Here is a 14,575-nt window from a genome sequence, read left to right as displayed (position 1 = left end):
TCCTAGGTCCTCGCGGGTCGGTACGGCGGTCAGCCCTTGACGGCGCCCTCGCCGACCCCGCGGAAGAAGTACCGTTGGAGGCAGGCGAAGAGGGCGATGAGCGGTGCCACGGCGATCACGGTGCCGGCGGCGACGAGCCGCTCGTCGTTGGCGAAGGTGCCGTGCAGGTAGTTGAGGCCGATGGTGAGGGTGAACCGGGACGGATCGCTGAGCACGATGAGCGGCCACAGGAAGTCGTCCCAGGCGCCCATGAACGCGAAGATCGCGACGACGGCGAGGGTGCCCTTCACCGACGGCAGCGCGATGCGCACGAACCGCTGCCAGACGTTGGCGCCGTCGACGTAGGCGGCCTCCTCGATCTCGTAGGGCAGGTTGCGGAAGGCGTTGCGCATCACCAGCACGTTCATCGCGCCGACGGCGCCCGGCAGGACCACCCCGACGAGGGTGTTGTTCAGACCGAGTTCGCGCATGGTGGTGAACTGGGCGATGACGATGCCCTCGACGGGCACGAGCATCGCCAGCACGAAGACGATCGTGGTCGCGCGCCGGCCGCGGTAGCGCAGCCGGGCCAGGGCGTAGCCGGCGAGCGCCGAACCGACGCAGTTCGTCACGACGTTCGCGGTGGCGACCTTCAGGGAGTTCAGCGCGTAGTCCCAGACGGGGATGATGTCGGCGACCCGCGCGTAGTTGTGCCCGGTGGGGTGGTCGGGCAGGAACGTGGGCGGTGAGCTGTAGATGTCCTCGGTGGGGCCCTTGAGTGAGGTGGACAGCTGCCAGAGGAACGGGCCGACGGTCAGGGCGAGGACGGCGAGCAGCAGCAGATAGCGCAGGGCCAGTTCGCCGGTCCGGATGCGCCGGCCGTGCTCGTCGCTCACGCGCGGTTCCCCGGCCGCGGCGGCGGGCCGCTCGGGCCGTACCTTCTCCAGCACGCTCACGACTCCTCCCTCCGGTCGGCGCGCAGCACGAGCAGCATCAGGGCGACGGTGACGGCGAAGACGACGACGGAGAGCGCGGAGGCGTAGCCGACGCGGCCGGTGAGGCCGGTGCCGGTGCGCTGCACGAGCATGACGAGGGTGGTGTCCTCGCCGGCCGGGCCGCCGCTGGGCCCGGCCATCAGGTACACCTCGGAGAACACCTTGAAGGCGGCGACCGAGGAGAGCGCGGCGACCAGCACCATCGTGGAGCGCACGGCCGGCACGGTGACCGACAGGAAGCGGCGCACCGGTCCGGCGCCGTCCACGGCGGCGGCCTCGTGCAGTTCGCGCGGTACGTTCGCGAGCGCCGCGAGATAGATGATCATGTAGTAGCCGAGGCCCTTCCACACCGTGACGGCCATCGCGCCGAGCAGCAGCAGCCACTGGTCGCTGAGGAAGCCGACCCGGCCGATGCCGACCGTCTCCAGCAGCGAGTTCACGAGCCCGCGTTCGTCCAGCAGCCACACCCAGATCAGCCCGACCACGACGATCGAGGCGACGACCGGGGTGTAGAAGGCGGAGCGGAAGAAGGTGATGCCGGGGATGTTCTTCTGCACCAGCAGGGCGAGCAGCAGCGGCAGGACGACGAGGGCGGGGACGACGCCGACGACGTACAGGGTGCTGTTGCGCAGTCCGGTCCAGAACATGTCGTCGTGGAGCAGTTCGCGGAAGTTGGCGAGGCCCACGAAGTGGCCGGGGACGAGGGTGCGGCGGTCGGTGAAGGAGTTCACCAGGGTGGAGACGAACGGGTAGAGCACGAAGGCGCCGGTGATCAGCAGGCCGGGGGCGGCGAACAGCCAGGGGCTGAGGGGGAGCTGGCGCTTGACGCGGAGGGGCGCGGCCATGGCGGGTCAGCCCTGCTGGAGCAGCCGGTCGGCGGCGGCGACAGCGTTGTCGAGGGCCGCCTTGGGGCTCTCCTTGCCCTGGAGCGCCTTGGCGACCTCGTTGCGCAGCTCGGTCTTCATCTGGTCGCTGAACAGCACGGGCGTGTAGTTGACCGCGTTTTTCAGGGACTTGGCGGCGGCGGTGCGCACCCTGGTCTCGTCGGTGCCGTCGTTCTTGGTGAAGTACGGGTCGTCGAGGGAGCCGGCGGTGCTCGGGAAGATGGCCACCTTCTTCGCGAAGGACATCTGGTTCCGCGCGTCGGTGACGAAGTGCGCGAAGGCGACCGCGGCCGGGGTGTGCTCGGTGCGGGAGTTGACCATCACGCCCATGACGTACATGTTGACGTGGCCGGTGCTGGTGATCTGGTCGGTGATGCCGATGTTCCGGTACAGGCCGGGCGCGTTCTTCTTGAAGTTGCCGAGGTCGAGGGCGCTGCCGGGGTTCATGGCGACGGCGCCGGTGAGGAACTTCTTGCCGGAGGACTCGGGGGTCGCGGTCAGTGCCTGCGGGTCGAGGGCCTTGGCGTCGTACAGCTCCTTGTACTTGGTGAGCAGCTTCACGCCCTTTGCGTCGTTGAAGGCGAACCCGGTGCCCTGCTCGTTCATGAGCGGGACGCCGTAGCGGCCGAAGTCCTCGATGGTGGGCACGTTGGCGAGGGTGGCGACCTTGCCGTCGCTCTTCTCCGCCATCCGCAGTGCGTCCGCGAAGAGTTCGTCGTACGTCCTCGGCGGCTGCTCGGGGTCGAGTCCGGCCTTGGTGAACAGGGCCTTGTTGTAGAAGAGCGGGCCGGTGTTCAGGTACCAGGGGAAGGCGTACGTGCCGCTCAGACCGGGCACCTGGTGGCCGGCCCAGGCGCCCGGCAGGTACTCGGAGCGGTACTTGGCGGCGGACTTGTCCAGGTCGAGGGCGAGACCGGCCTTGGCGAGCGGGGCGACCAGGTCCGGGGAGACGTTGACGACGTCGGGCAGGGTGCCGCCGGCGGCGTCGGCGCTGAGCTTGTCGGGGTAGCCCTCGGCGGGCTGGTCGACCCACTTGACGTGGGTGCCCGGGTACTTGTGCTCGAAGTCGGCGATGACGCCCTCGAAGTACGACTTGAAGTTCGCGCGCAGGTTCCAGGTCTGGAAGGTGATGTCGCCCTCCACCTTGCCGGAGGCGTCGGTCGAGCCGCTTCCGTCGTCGCCGGAGCCGCAGGCGCTGAGCGGCAGGACGAGGGCGACGGCAGCGGCGGCGAGGGCTCTGCGGGACATGGGCACGGTGACACGGCTCCCTTGCTGCGTCTGGCGGTTGGTGGCGCCGACGACCCTGCACGGGGTTTTCCGGGGAAGTCAATGAGTTCGCCGCAGCTAAAGAAATCCGTCCCTCATTAGTGCAGGTCAGCGGAGTTCGGCCGAAATCTTGCCAGCAATCGCTAATGCGCTTTAGGGTCTTGACACTCAAGCGCATTAGCGAAACCGTCGGGGAGAAGGGGGAATCGTGCCGGACAGACGGTCGCCCGCACGTCGGCCCACGATGAAGGACATCGCCCGGCGGGCCGGGGTGTCCGAGAGCGCCGTGTCCTTCGCGCTCAACGGCCGCCCAGGTGTCTCCGAGAGCACCCGCGCCCGGGTCCGGCGGGTGGCCGAGCAGCTCGGCTGGCGTCCCAGCACGGCGGCGCGGCAGTTGTCGGGCGAGGGCACGGCGACCGTCGGTTTCGTCCTCGCCCGCCCCGCGCACACCCTGGGCGTCGACTCGTTCTTCCTCCAGCTGGTGTCGGGCATCCAGGAGGTGCTCGCCGAACGCCATCTCGGCCTGCTCTTCCAGGTGGCGGAGGACGTGGGCGAGGAGTGCGCGGTGTACCGGCGCTGGTGGGCGGAGCACCGGGTGGACGGCGTCCTGGTCGCCGACCCGCGCGCGCAGGACCCCCGCCCCGGCCTCCTCGACGAACTCGGCCTGCCCGCGGTGGTCATCGGGGGCGCACCCGACGTACGCCACCCCGGTCTGTCCACGGTGTGGGCGGACGACGGGGGCGCGATGGCCTCCGTCGTCGACGAGCTGACGGCACTGGGCCACCGAAGGATCGTGCACATCGCCGGCCTGCCCGAACTGGCCCACACCCAGCGGCGGATCGCCACCCTGCGCGCGGAGGCGGACCGCCGCGGCCTCACCGAGGTCCGCTCGGTGACCACGGACTACTCCGACGCACAGGGCGCGGCGGTCACCCACCGGGTCCTCGGCGGCTCCCCCGCGCCGACGGCGCTGATCTACGACAACGACGTGATGGCCGTGGCCGGCGTGGCCGCCGCCGTCGAACTGGGCCTGCGCGTCCCGCAGGACGTCTCGGTCGTCTCCTGGGAGGACTCGGCCCTGTGCCGCATGGTCACTCCCCGGCTCTCCGCCCTGTCCCGCGACAGCGCGGCGTTCGGTCGCACGGCGGCCCGGGAACTGCTGGCCCTGCTGGACGGCGATCCGGCCCGCTCGGTGGGCGTACCGGTCCCCCGGGTCACGGGCCGGGGCAGTACGAGCGCCGCACGGCCCGGCTGACGGAACCGTGCCGCCGGGGTCGGACCCCTCGACGTACCGCTGCCGACCCGGCACAGTTCTTCCTGCGCCATGATTCGTACCGGCGAGTAGCCGATGAGCGACCGAGGGAGTGCCCGTGGGGAAGTGGGCCGGGCGGAGCGCCGCCGAGATCGCCGCCGCCGTACGCGGGAAGCAGGTGACACCGCGGGAGGTGGTGGCCGAGCACCTCGCGCGGATCGAGCGGCTCGACGGCAGGATCGAGGCGTTCCGCGCCGTCCGCGCGCAGGCGGCGCTCGCGGAGGCCGACGAGGTGGGCTCGCGTGCCGATCTGGCCGAACTGCCCCTGGCCGGCGTGCCGGTGGCCGTGAAGGACAACCTCGCGGTGCGCGGCGAGGCCCGTCGCAACGGTTCCGCCGCCACCCCGGACGCCCCGGCCGACGAGGACCATGTCACCGTGGCCCGGTTGCGGGCGGCCGGCGCGGTGGTCGTGGGCCTGACGAACGTGCCCGAGCTGTGTGTCTTCGGCACCACGGAGGGCGTGTACGGCATCGCCCGCAACCCGTGGGACCCCACGCGCACGGCGGGCGGCTCCTCGGGCGGCAGCGCGGCGGCGGTGGCCGCGGGACTCGTGCCGCTCGCGCTCGGCAACGACGGCATGGGTTCGCTGCGCATCCCGGCGGCGAACTGCGGACTGGTCACGCTGAAGGCGGGCCACGGAGTGGTGCCGGCGGGGATCGGCAACGGCGACTGGTTCGGCATGTCGGAGAACGGCCCGCTGGCCACGACGGTCGAGGACCTGCGGCTGATGTACGGCGTCCTCGCGGGTACCGAGCCGGAGCGCGCGGCGCAGCCGCCCCGGCTGCGGATCGCCGCCGCCGTGCGCAGCCCGCTCGCCGGGGTCGGCGTGAGCAGGCCGTATACGACCGCGGTCCGGGAGGCGGCCGGGCTGCTGACCCGTGCCGGGCACCGGGTGCGGCGGGCCGAGCCGCCGTATCCGCTGGATCTGGGGGTGACCGCGGTACGGCACTGGACGGCCGGTACGGCGGTGGACGCCGAGGGCCTGGACCGGGCGCGGCTGGCCCGGCGCACCCGGGTGCACGCGGCGGTGGGCCGGCGTTTCGTGGCTTCGGTCCGTTCGGGTGACGGCCGGGAGCGGCTGCGGGCCCGGCTGGCGCCGTTCTTCGCCGAGCACGACGTCCTGCTGACCCCGTCGCTGGCGCGGCGCTCGCCGCAGGCCGGTCCCTGGCACGAGCGGGGGTGGCTGCGCAATGTCCTCGCGAACACGGCGTACTCGCCGTTCACCCCGCCGTGGAACCTCACCGGCTGGCCCGCGATGTCCCTCCCCTTCGGTTCCCTGCCCTCGGGTGCGCCCTGCGCGGTGCAGCTCGTGGGCCGTCCGGGTTCGGAGTCCGTCCTGCTGGACCTTGCGGAGGAGCTGGAGCGGCTGCGCCCGTGGCAGCGCACGGCGCCCCTGGCGGAGCAGGCGGGAGGGTGAGGCGGGCACGCGGTCGAGGCCGGCCGGGCCGGTGACCGCCGCCGTCTCCTCGGCGGTACGGGTGTCCCGGCGGCCGTGCGGATCGGGTCCCGCAGATGCCGGAGCCGCGGCCGTACGGCGGCCGCGGCTTTCCTGATCGGCATGGGCGCGAGTTTGCCGCGCCCATCCCGTGGGCGATCGCGAAGGGTCCGGCGCCGGCGTCAGTCCACGCTGGGCAGGATGTGGGGTTCGGCGAGGTCGTCCTCGTAGCCCGCGAGGCGGATCGGGGCGGAACGGGCCCAGACGTCGAGGCTGCCGAGTTCTCCGGGCCGCCGGCCCGCGCGCTCCGGGCGTTCCGCCGGGCGCTGCTCGCGATTCGTCTTCTCCGGTGTCACCGCGCACTCCTTATGTGTCGGGTCACCCTCGGGGCGTACCGGACAGTCCGCACTCCGGAGCCGGACGCCCGCTCAGGTCTGGATGGAAGGCCAGTTCGGGCGCGGTGGCGCCGGTACCTCGTGTCAGAGCAGGCCGCTGTGAACCGGCTCGCCCCGGGACGGACGGTGGGTGTGGGTGGGACCCGTACTGCTGTCCGTCCGCTCCAGATTAACCAAATGAGCGGACCTCCGCTCGATAGGGAGTGCAAACAAGATGTAACTTGTGCGTGTCGATTGATCCCTCAATGGCCCTCAATATGCGGCTATTTGTCACGAACCGCATCAGGTACGCAACAGAGCGAATCACCCACTCGGCTTACTCGGCCGAACACCTCTTCGATCCCGGGCCTCGGATCCGGTACGCCCATCCGGCCGGGCGCGGCGCAGTTCAAGTGCCGTTGGCCGGGCCGCAAGCTCGCCATGGTCTGCTGGCGTGCGGGCAACGGCTGTCTCGCGGAAGGACTGACGCATGGAGCTGCGCAGCGTCGAGGAGCTGATGGATCTGCTGTACGCCGGCCGGCACCAGCACGCGCTGCGGACCGCCGCGCTGCTCCGCCGCGGCCGGCCCGCCGACAAGGAGCTCCAGGTGGCCGGGCTGGTGCGGGGCATCGGTCCGGTGCCGGCCCCCGGCGACGAGCGGGCACGGGCCCGGGGCGCCGCCGAGGCCGTGCGGTCCCTGCTCGGCGAGCGTGTGTTCCGGCTGGTGCGCGGGGACGCGGGCGCCACCGAGGACGATGTGCTGCGCCTGCGCCAGGCGGTCGAGGAGAGCCGGACGGTCGGCTTCGACGCGGGCGTGCTGGAGGACTGGCGCACGGTGCTGGAACTGGTGGCGGCCCGCAACTCCCGCCTGCGTACGGTGGATTGACGGACGGCCCGCCGGGTGGGCGGGCCGCCGGCTTCCCGGCCCGCCCGGCGGATCACGCCTGGCGGATCACGCCCGTATGGCCGTGGTCACCACTTGCCGGGCGCGTAGTCCTTCAGGAAGACGCCGTAGACGTCCTCGCCCGCCTCGCCGCGCACGATCGGGTCGTAGACGCGGGCGGCACCGTCGACCAGGTCGAGGGGGGCGTGGAAACCGGCCTCGGCGAGGCGCAGCTTGTCGTAGTGGGGGCGCTCGTCGGTGATCCAGCCGGTGTCGACCGAGGTCATGAGGATGCCGTCGGCCTGGAACATCTCGTCGGCGCTGGTCCGCGTCACCATGTTCATCGCCGCCTTGGCGGCGTTGGTGTTCGGGTGGCCCGCGCCCTTGTAGCCGCGGCCGAACACGCCCTCCATGGCGGAGACGTTCACGACGTACGCCCGGCCGCTCGCCGCCTTCTTCGCGGCCTCGGCCATGGCCGGGCGGAGCTTGCTGATCAGGATGAACGGCGACGTGTAGTTGCACAGCTGGGTCTCGAGCAGCTCCACCGGGGAGATCTGGTCGATCGTCTGCACCCAGGTGTTGCTCTCGACGACGTCCGGGACCAGCCCGCCCGCGTCGATGGCGGTGCCGTCGAGGTGCCGGGCGACGCTGGCGTTGCCCGCGACCAGGGCGAGGTCGGCGACCTTCTGCGCGTCGAGACCGCTGGCGCCGAGGGGCAGGGCGGCCAGCCCGTCGACCGCGCCCGAGTTGAACGCGCCGATGACGTGGTGGGCGGGCAGCTCACCGGCCGGCAGCGGGGCGCTCTCGCCCTCGACCAGGGCGGCGTACGCCGAGGGCAGGCGGCGTACGGTCTGCGTCGCGTTGTTGATCAGGATGTCCAGCGGTCCCGCCTCGGTGACCTGGTCGGCCAGGGCGACGGCCTGGGCCGGGTCGCGCAGGTCGATGCCGACGACCTCCAGGCGGTGCATCCAGTCCGCCGAGTCGTCCATCGCCTTGAAGCGCCGGATGGCGTCCTTGGGGAACCGCGTGGTGACGGTGGTGTGCGCGCCGTCCCGCAGCAGGCGCAGCGCGATGTACATGCCGATCTTGGCCCGGCCGCCGGTGAGCAGGGCGCGCTTGCCGGTGAGGTCGGCGCCGGCGTCGCGCTTGGCCCGGTTGACGCCGGCGCAGTCCGGACAGAGCTGGTGGTAGAAGTAGTCGACCTCCACGTACCGGCCCTTGCAGGTGTAGCAGGAGCGCGGGCGCTGGAGTATGCCGGCGATCCGGCCGGCCTCGATCTTGGAGGAGGGCAGGATGCCCTCGGTCTCGTCGTCGATGCGCTCGGCGGAACCGGTGGCGGTGGCCTCGGTGACGGCGCGGTCGTGCGCGGTCTTGGCGGCGCGGCGCTCCTGGCGGCGGCGCTGCTTGACCGTGCGGTAGATGTGCGAGGTGGCGCGGCGCACCGCGATCGCGTCGGGGTGGTCGACGTCGATCCGGTCGAGCTCCTCCAGCACGCTCAGGCAGACGGCGAGCCGCTCCGGGTCGATACCGGGGCCGTGCACCATCTCGTCCATGGAGGCGTCCGTGGGGACGTCCATGGGGACCTCCATGGACGCAGACCCGTCCTCTGTCACCGTCATCGCGCTGCCGCTTCCGTGATCACCTGCGCAGCGCTCCGACTCGCGCCCGCTTTCGAACGGGGAATTTTACGGAGCGGTACCGCCTCCGGCCAAACCCGCCCGCTCCCCGGGACGCCCCCACCCCCGTCCACCCCTCCGACGCCGCCCCCGAGCCCGTTCCGCCGCGGCCCCCCGCCCGGCACCCTGGGCATCCCGGCTCGGCCCGGCAGCGAGAGCCGGATCTCACCGACGACGGCGGTCCCCTCGCGCCCCGTGGACGCCGGGTGCGCACGTCCCGGTGGGGTCGCCGCCGGCACCCGGCCGCGGCCGGCAGACCGGCTGTGCCCCCAGGCCGGCACCCCCAGGCGCGCGCCGCCACGACCCGCCCGGGCAGCGACCACCGGGTTTCACCGGCCGACGACGGTCCGGGCCCACCGCGATGCCCACTCGCGCACCCTCGGCGCCGGGTGCGGGCACTTCCCCGCGGGTCACCGGCGGCGCCCCGCCCCTCGCGGGCGGGGCGCCCACCCGGCGCAGCCCGGCGCCCCGTGCCTCCCGCGCCCGGTGCTCACCGGCCGCCGCGACGCGCGGTCCCGGACCTTCCTGGGGCCCCCTCGGCCCCCGCCGGCAAGGGCCCCACACATCCGCGCCGGACGGAGTACCTACGCGTCGCAGGCGATCAGGAGCGATTCCACCTCGTCCGACACCGCCCGCGCGAACACGTCCAGGTCCGGCACCGCCTTCGCGTCGGCGACCAGGCCGTAGTGGACGTGGCCGCGGTACGTCGAGATGGCGACCGCCAGCGACTGCCCGGGCGCCAGCGGGGCCAGCGGGTAGACCTCGGTCAGGTCGTGCCCGCCGAGCCGGAGCCCGAGGCCGGGCAGCGGCACGCTGGTGACCAGGATGTCGAACCACAGCCGGGCGGCCTGGCCGACGAGCGGTCCGCCCAGCCGGTGGGCGAACGCCGGCACGTGGTCGGCCAGCAGGGCGACGGCCCCGGCACCCCGGTTGGGGCCCGCGTCCTTGTTGCGCACCATCGCCGTACGCACGGCGGCGAGGCGGGCGAGCGGATCGGGGTCGTCGACCGGAAGCGGTATCAGGTACCCGGAGAGCCGGTTGCCCTGTGGGTGGGCGGTGCGCGGGCGGCGCCGGGAGACGGGGATGAGGGCGCGCGGCGCCACCCCCTCGCTGCCGTCGCCGCGCTCGTCCAGCCACCGGCGCAGCGCACCGGCGACGACCGCGATGAGGACGTCGTTGACGGTCCCGCCGACGCTCTTGCGCACCCGGTGCACGTCGTCGATGTCGAGGACGACCCCGGCGGTCCGGCGGGTGCCGCTCGGCGCGGAGGTCAGCGCGGAGGACGGGCGCATCCCGAACGTGGACCGGGCCAGCGAGGCGCCGATGTCCAGGGCCCGGCCCACGTCCGAGAGCGCTCCCCTGACCAGCTCGGGGACACGGCCGGGCAGCGCCCGCACGTCCGGCAGCAGACCGCGCGGCGGCTCGGCGGCGCGGGGCGCGGAGTACGGGAGGTCGACCGGGTCCAGCACGCCGGCGGCGAGCTTCAGGGCGCGCAGCCCGTCGGCGAGGGCGTGGTGGAACTTGAACAGCACCGCGAAGGACACCCCGTCCTCGCCGGGCAGCACATGGGCCTCCCACGGCGGCCGGTCACGCTCCAGCGGGCGCTCCATCAGCCGTCCGGCGGCCTCGTGGAAGTCCGCGGTCGGGGCGTGCAGCCTGACGTGGTGGAGCGGGTCGAAGTCCGGGTCGGGCTCGCGGGCCGCGCCGCCGAAGGCGAGCGGCTGCCAGACGTCGCGGATGCGCATGCGCAGGCCCGGTACGGCGGCGGCGCGCGCCGCGAGCAGATCGGCGGCGTGGGCGCCGGCCGTGGGCGAGTGCGCGCCGAAGACGCCGAGCGCACCGAGGTGCATCGGATGCCGTTCGGACTCCATGTTCCAGAACGCCAGGTCGAGGGGAGCGAGCAGATGGGAAGTCAAGGGCTTGCCTCGCGCGTCGACGTAGGGGTGGATCTGCAGTCAATCTCCGTGAGCCGATTACGGTCAAGTACGATCAGGCTACGCACAGTTAACAGCAGATTAAGTCCCGCCACCGCCGAAAGAGGCGGGACCCAAGTGACAGGGGAGGTCACCTCAACACGGGTTGCGCCGCCTCGGGTGACGTACCCCACTCCGACGGGCGCGGGCCGACCGTGAACGCGAGCGAGCGCAGGGTGCGCAGCCCGGCCGTCGTCAGATAGGTCCGTGTGTGCGTCCGCCCGTCGGTGCGGACGGTCTGGATGTACCGGTCGGCGGCGGAGGTGCCGGGCGCGGCTACGGTCAGCCCGCCGCTCGGCCAGTAGCGCCGGTCCAGGCTGAGACGGACACGGTCGAAGACCGGGGTGGACAGGCCCCAGGTGTCGTAGCCCGGCTGGATCGGGAAGAGGCCGATGGACGACAGCACGTTCCAGGCGGACATGGTGCCGAGGTCGTCGTTGCCGGTCATGCCGGTGGGCGTGTCCGTGAACAGGGTCAGCGCCGCGTGCACCACGTCCGTGGTCTTCCAGGGCTGGCCGGTGGCCAGGTAGGTGTACGGCGCGATCAGGTCGGGCTCGTTCTGCGGGTTGTACTTGTCCGCGTTGTAGTACGCGTACGGGTCGCCGTGCACCCAGACCTCGCGGGCGGTCCGCCCGGGGTCGGCGAGCAGCCGGTCGTAGGCGAAGAAGGAGTCCAGCCGCTCGTTGGCCGCGCGCTTGCCGCCGATCAGGCCGACCATGCCGGGCAGGTCCTGCGGGACGAGCCACTGGTACTGCCAGGCGGTGCCCTCGTGGAAGCCGGTGCCGCGGGCCGGGTCGGGCGAGCCGGTGAAGGCGCCGGCGGCGTCGCGGGCGCGGAAGAACCCGGTGGCGGGGTCGAAGACGTTGCGGTAGTTCCGGGACCGGGCGGCGTACCGGGCGGCGTCGCCGTGGTGTCCGAGACCGCGGGCCATCTGGGCGAGCATGGCGTCGGAGAGCGCGTACTCGAGGGTGACCGAGGCGCCGTGGTGGTAGTCGGAGTCCCCCATCTTGGCGTACGGCCTGCCCTTGACGTACGGGGCGAACCCCTGCGCGAGGTACTCGGCGTTGGCCTCGCGGCCGACGCCCATGTACTGGGCGGGCGGCACGCCGTCGGCGTTCTTGCGCAGCGCGCGGTAGGCCCGCTCCTCGAAGCCCCGGAGCAGCCCCAGATGGTAGGCCGTGGTCAGGAACGGGGTGACCGGGTCGCCGCTCATGATGTTCGTCTCGACGGGGCCGTAGCCCCACTTGGGCAGCCAGCCGCCGTCCTCGTCGACCGCGACCAGCGACCGCGCCATGTCCCGTGTCTCGCGCGGCGCGAGGAGGCCGAGCAGCTGGACCTGGGTGCGGTAGGTGTCCCACAGCGACCAGTTCTGGTAGTACGTGAACCCGTCGGCGCGATGGGTACGGCGGTCCCAGCCGGTGTAGCGGCCGTCGGCGTCGCTGCCGACGTTGGGCGCGAGGAACGTCCGGTACAGCGAGGAGTAGAAGGTGCGGCGCAGGGTGGGCGTGCCGCCCTCGACGCGGACGTCGGCGAGCCTGCGCTCCCACTCCTCGCGGGCCCGGGCGCGCACGGCGTCGAAGCTCCGGCCGCCCTCGGCGCGCAGATTGGTCGCGGCGCCGCGCGCGTCGACGTACGACAGCGAGGTGGTCGCCTCGACGGTGCGGTCCCGGGTGGTGTCGAAGCGGAGGTAGGCGCCGCCGTGCCCGCTGCGGGCGCCCGGGGTGACGGTGGAGCCGTCCCAGGTGCCGTACGCGGTGAAGGGCCGGTCGAAGCGGGTGATCGTGTAGACGGTGTAGGGGCCGGTGTCCCGGCAGAATCCGTGGCCGGTGATCTCGGTGCGCACCGTGCGGTCGTCGAGGATCTCCACCGTGCTCGCGACCGGCTTGTGCAGCGACTGGGCCGCGTTCAGCAGGACGTTGGCCTTGTCGGTGGCGGGGAACGTGTAACGCTGCACACCGGTGCGGGCGGTGGCGGTCAGTTCGGCGCGGACGCCGGAGGCGAGCCCGACGCCGTAATAGCCGGGGCTCGCCTGCTCGTCCGTGTGCGAGAACCGGGCGGCGTACCGGGCGTAGTCCGTCTGCGTGACGTCACCGGTCGTGGGCAGCACCGGCAGGTCACCACCGATGCGGCAGCCGACGCCCGAGAGATGGACCAGCGAGAACCCGCGGATACGGTTCTGCGTGTAGTCGTAGCCGGTGCTGTGCCCGGTGTCCGGGGAGAGCTGCACCATGCCGAAGGGCACGGCCGCGCCGGGGAAGGTGTTGCCCTCGTTCTGGCTCCCGATCAGGGGGTTGACCAGGTCGGTGAGGTGGCCGTCGGTCCGCTCGGCGGCGCGTGCGGCGGGGGTGGCGATCAGCGCGGACGCCGCCATCACCCCCGCCATGCACAGCCGTGTGCGCCGGGTCCCTCTCATGTCGGATGACCTCCGCAGGTTCGACATCGTTGCCTGCATCCTGAGGGGCGGAGGGCGCAAATCCGGGCATTCTGAAGGGATTACACGAAACGCGTCGCGGCGGCGGGGCGGGCGCCCCGGGCGGCTAGGGGACCCGCTGGCCCTTGCCCAGCGCGATGACCCCGCACTTGGAGACGGTGTACAGCTCGGCGTCCCGCTCCGGGTTGACGCCGATCGTCGCGCCGGGCGGGACCTCGACGTTCTTGTCCAGTACGGCGCCGCGGACGACCGCGCCCCGGCCGATGCGGACGTTGTCGTGGAGGACCGATCCCTGCACGACCGCGCCCGGGTCGACCCGGACGCCCGGTGAGAGCACCGAGCGGGTGACCTGACCGCGGATCAGGCAGCCCGCGCTGATGATGGACTCGCTCGCGATGCCGCCCGCGTTGAAGCGTGCCGGGGAGAGCTGGTAGGAGTGCGTGTAGATGGGCCACTGCCGGTTGTAGAGGTTGAAGGCGGGCCGCTCGGCGATCAGGTCCATGTGCGCCTCGTAGTAGGCGTCGAGGGTGCCGACGTCCCGCCAGTAGCCCTGGTCGCGTGTCGTCTCGCCGGGCACGTGGTTGTCGCTGAAGTCGTACAACTGGGCGTCGCCGCGCGCGGTGAGCTGGGGCAGGATCGAGCCGCCCATGTCGTGCACGGACTCGCTGTCCTCGGCGTCCCGGTGCAGGGCCTCGACGAGGGCCTTGGTGGTGAAGACGTAGTTGCCCATCGAGGCGAACACGCACTCGGGGTCGTCCGCCAGTCCGGGCGGGTCGGCCGGCTTCTCCAGGAAGCGCTGGACCGCGCGACCGTCCGAGCCCGGGGTGATCACGCCGAAGGACGAGGACTCCGCGCGCGGCACCCGGATGCCGGCCACCGTCACCCCCGCCCCGCCCTCGATGTGCTGGCGGAGCATCTGCCGGGGGTCCATCCGGTAGACGTGGTCGGCGCCGAACACGGCTACGTACTCGGGCTGTTCGTCGTGGACCAGGTTCAGGGACTGCAGGATCGCGTCGGCGCTGCCCAGGTACCAGCGCGGGCCGAGCCGCTGCTGGGCCGGGACCGGCGTGACGTAGTTGCCGAGCAGACTGGACATCCGCCAGGTGGTGGTGATGTGCCGGTCCAGCGAGTGCGACTTGTACTGGGTGAGCACACAGATCCGCAGCACGTCGGCGTTGACGAGATTGGACAGGACGAAGTCGACCAGACGGTACGTCCCGCCGAAGGTGACGGCCGGTTTGGCGCGGTCCGCGGTGAGCGGCATCAGCCGCTTCCCCTCCCCGCCCGCCAGCACGATCCCGAGAACCGAAGGCCCACCACGACGCATGGCGTCTCCCCTCACCCTGGATATCCATGGATGCCCCGAG

Annotated in this window: 11 protein-coding genes; 3 read left to right on the top strand and 8 right to left on the bottom strand. The window is 72.4% G+C overall.

From position 1 onward, the window contains the following. Positions 1–29: 29 nt before the first annotated feature. Genes N8I86_RS32230 through N8I86_RS32220 form a run of 3 tightly spaced genes read right to left on the bottom strand, consistent with a single transcriptional unit; the run spans position 30 to position 3,112 of the window. Positions 30–935 (bottom strand): carbohydrate ABC transporter permease, encoded by a 906-nt coding sequence (locus N8I86_RS32230; RefSeq protein ID WP_263279352.1) that lies wholly within the window; start codon positions 933–935, stop codon positions 30–32. Next, complete coding sequence (locus N8I86_RS32225; RefSeq protein ID WP_123440477.1) at positions 932–1,819, bottom strand: carbohydrate ABC transporter permease; 888 nt, start codon at positions 1,817–1,819, stop codon at positions 932–934. The genes N8I86_RS32230 and N8I86_RS32225 overlap by 4 nt, the downstream gene beginning before the upstream one ends. Before the next feature lie 6 nt (positions 1,820–1,825). After that, on the bottom strand, positions 1,826–3,112 hold the full coding sequence (locus N8I86_RS32220; protein WP_263279351.1) for an ABC transporter substrate-binding protein: 1,287 nt from the start codon (positions 3,110–3,112) through the stop codon (positions 1,826–1,828). Positions 3,113–3,368: 256 nt separating this feature from the next. Between N8I86_RS32220 and N8I86_RS32215 the strand changes: the two genes are divergently transcribed. Together N8I86_RS32215 and N8I86_RS32210 are read left to right on the top strand one after the other, a co-directional pair. Then, positions 3,369–4,379, top strand: coding sequence for a LacI family DNA-binding transcriptional regulator (locus N8I86_RS32215; RefSeq protein WP_382982964.1), 1,011 nt, complete (start codon positions 3,369–3,371; stop codon positions 4,377–4,379). A gap of 115 nt (positions 4,380–4,494) precedes the next feature. Continuing rightward, positions 4,495–5,853: an amidase gene (locus N8I86_RS32210; RefSeq protein ID WP_263279350.1), complete on the top strand. Its 1,359-nt coding sequence runs from the start codon at positions 4,495–4,497 to the stop codon at positions 5,851–5,853. A 200-nt stretch (positions 5,854–6,053) separates the two neighbouring features. On the opposite strand, the gene N8I86_RS32205 is transcribed toward N8I86_RS32210, so the two are convergent. After that, positions 6,054–6,227: a hypothetical protein gene (locus N8I86_RS32205; RefSeq protein WP_123440473.1), complete on the bottom strand. Its 174-nt coding sequence runs from the start codon at positions 6,225–6,227 to the stop codon at positions 6,054–6,056. Between the two features lie 508 nt (positions 6,228–6,735). Here N8I86_RS32205 and N8I86_RS32200 point away from each other — a divergent pair. Further along, positions 6,736–7,131 (top strand): hypothetical protein, encoded by a 396-nt coding sequence (locus N8I86_RS32200; RefSeq protein ID WP_263279349.1) that lies wholly within the window; start codon positions 6,736–6,738, stop codon positions 7,129–7,131. A gap of 86 nt (positions 7,132–7,217) precedes the next feature. Here the strand turns inward: N8I86_RS32200 and N8I86_RS32195 are convergent, their stop codons facing one another. From N8I86_RS32195 to glgC, 4 genes are all read right to left on the bottom strand, one after another. Continuing rightward, entirely contained in the window at positions 7,218–8,747 is a 1,530-nt protein-coding gene (locus N8I86_RS32195; protein WP_263279348.1) for an SDR family NAD(P)-dependent oxidoreductase, read from the bottom strand. A 641-nt stretch (positions 8,748–9,388) separates the two neighbouring features. Beyond that, positions 9,389–10,720: a wax ester/triacylglycerol synthase family O-acyltransferase gene (locus N8I86_RS32190; RefSeq protein WP_073891214.1), complete on the bottom strand. Its 1,332-nt coding sequence runs from the start codon at positions 10,718–10,720 to the stop codon at positions 9,389–9,391. A gap of 148 nt (positions 10,721–10,868) precedes the next feature. Further along, entirely contained in the window at positions 10,869–13,190 is a 2,322-nt protein-coding gene (locus N8I86_RS32185; RefSeq protein WP_263279347.1) for a GH92 family glycosyl hydrolase, read from the bottom strand. A gap of 124 nt (positions 13,191–13,314) precedes the next feature. Then, on the bottom strand, positions 13,315–14,535 hold the full coding sequence (gene glgC / locus N8I86_RS32180) for a glucose-1-phosphate adenylyltransferase (RefSeq protein ID WP_263279346.1): 1,221 nt from the start codon (positions 14,533–14,535) through the stop codon (positions 13,315–13,317). Positions 14,536–14,575: the final 40 nt, after the last annotated feature.

Source organism: Streptomyces albidicamelliae (assembly GCF_025642175.1).
In the GTDB taxonomy this organism is placed as follows: domain Bacteria; phylum Actinomycetota; class Actinomycetes; order Streptomycetales; family Streptomycetaceae; genus Streptomyces; species Streptomyces albidocamelliae.
This window is presented reverse-complemented; position numbering and strand designations above follow the sequence as displayed.

Excerpts from the sequence above, each read along its gene's own strand:
- N8I86_RS32195 (WP_263279348.1), bottom strand. The coding sequence starts at position 8,747 with ATGACGGTGACAGAGGACGGGTCTGCGTCCATGGAGGTCCCCATGGAC.
- N8I86_RS32215 (WP_382982964.1), top strand. The coding sequence starts at position 3,369 with ATGAAGGACATCGCCCGGCGGGCCGGGGTGTCCGAGAGCGCCGTGTCC.
- N8I86_RS32200 (WP_263279349.1), top strand. The coding sequence starts at position 6,736 with ATGGAGCTGCGCAGCGTCGAGGAGCTGATGGATCTGCTGTACGCCGGC.
- N8I86_RS32185 (WP_263279347.1), bottom strand. The coding sequence starts at position 13,190 with ATGAGAGGGACCCGGCGCACACGGCTGTGCATGGCGGGGGTGATGGCG.
- N8I86_RS32225 (WP_123440477.1), bottom strand. The coding sequence starts at position 1,819 with ATGGCCGCGCCCCTCCGCGTCAAGCGCCAGCTCCCCCTCAGCCCCTGG.
- glgC (WP_263279346.1), bottom strand. The coding sequence starts at position 14,535 with ATGCGTCGTGGTGGGCCTTCGGTTCTCGGGATCGTGCTGGCGGGCGGG.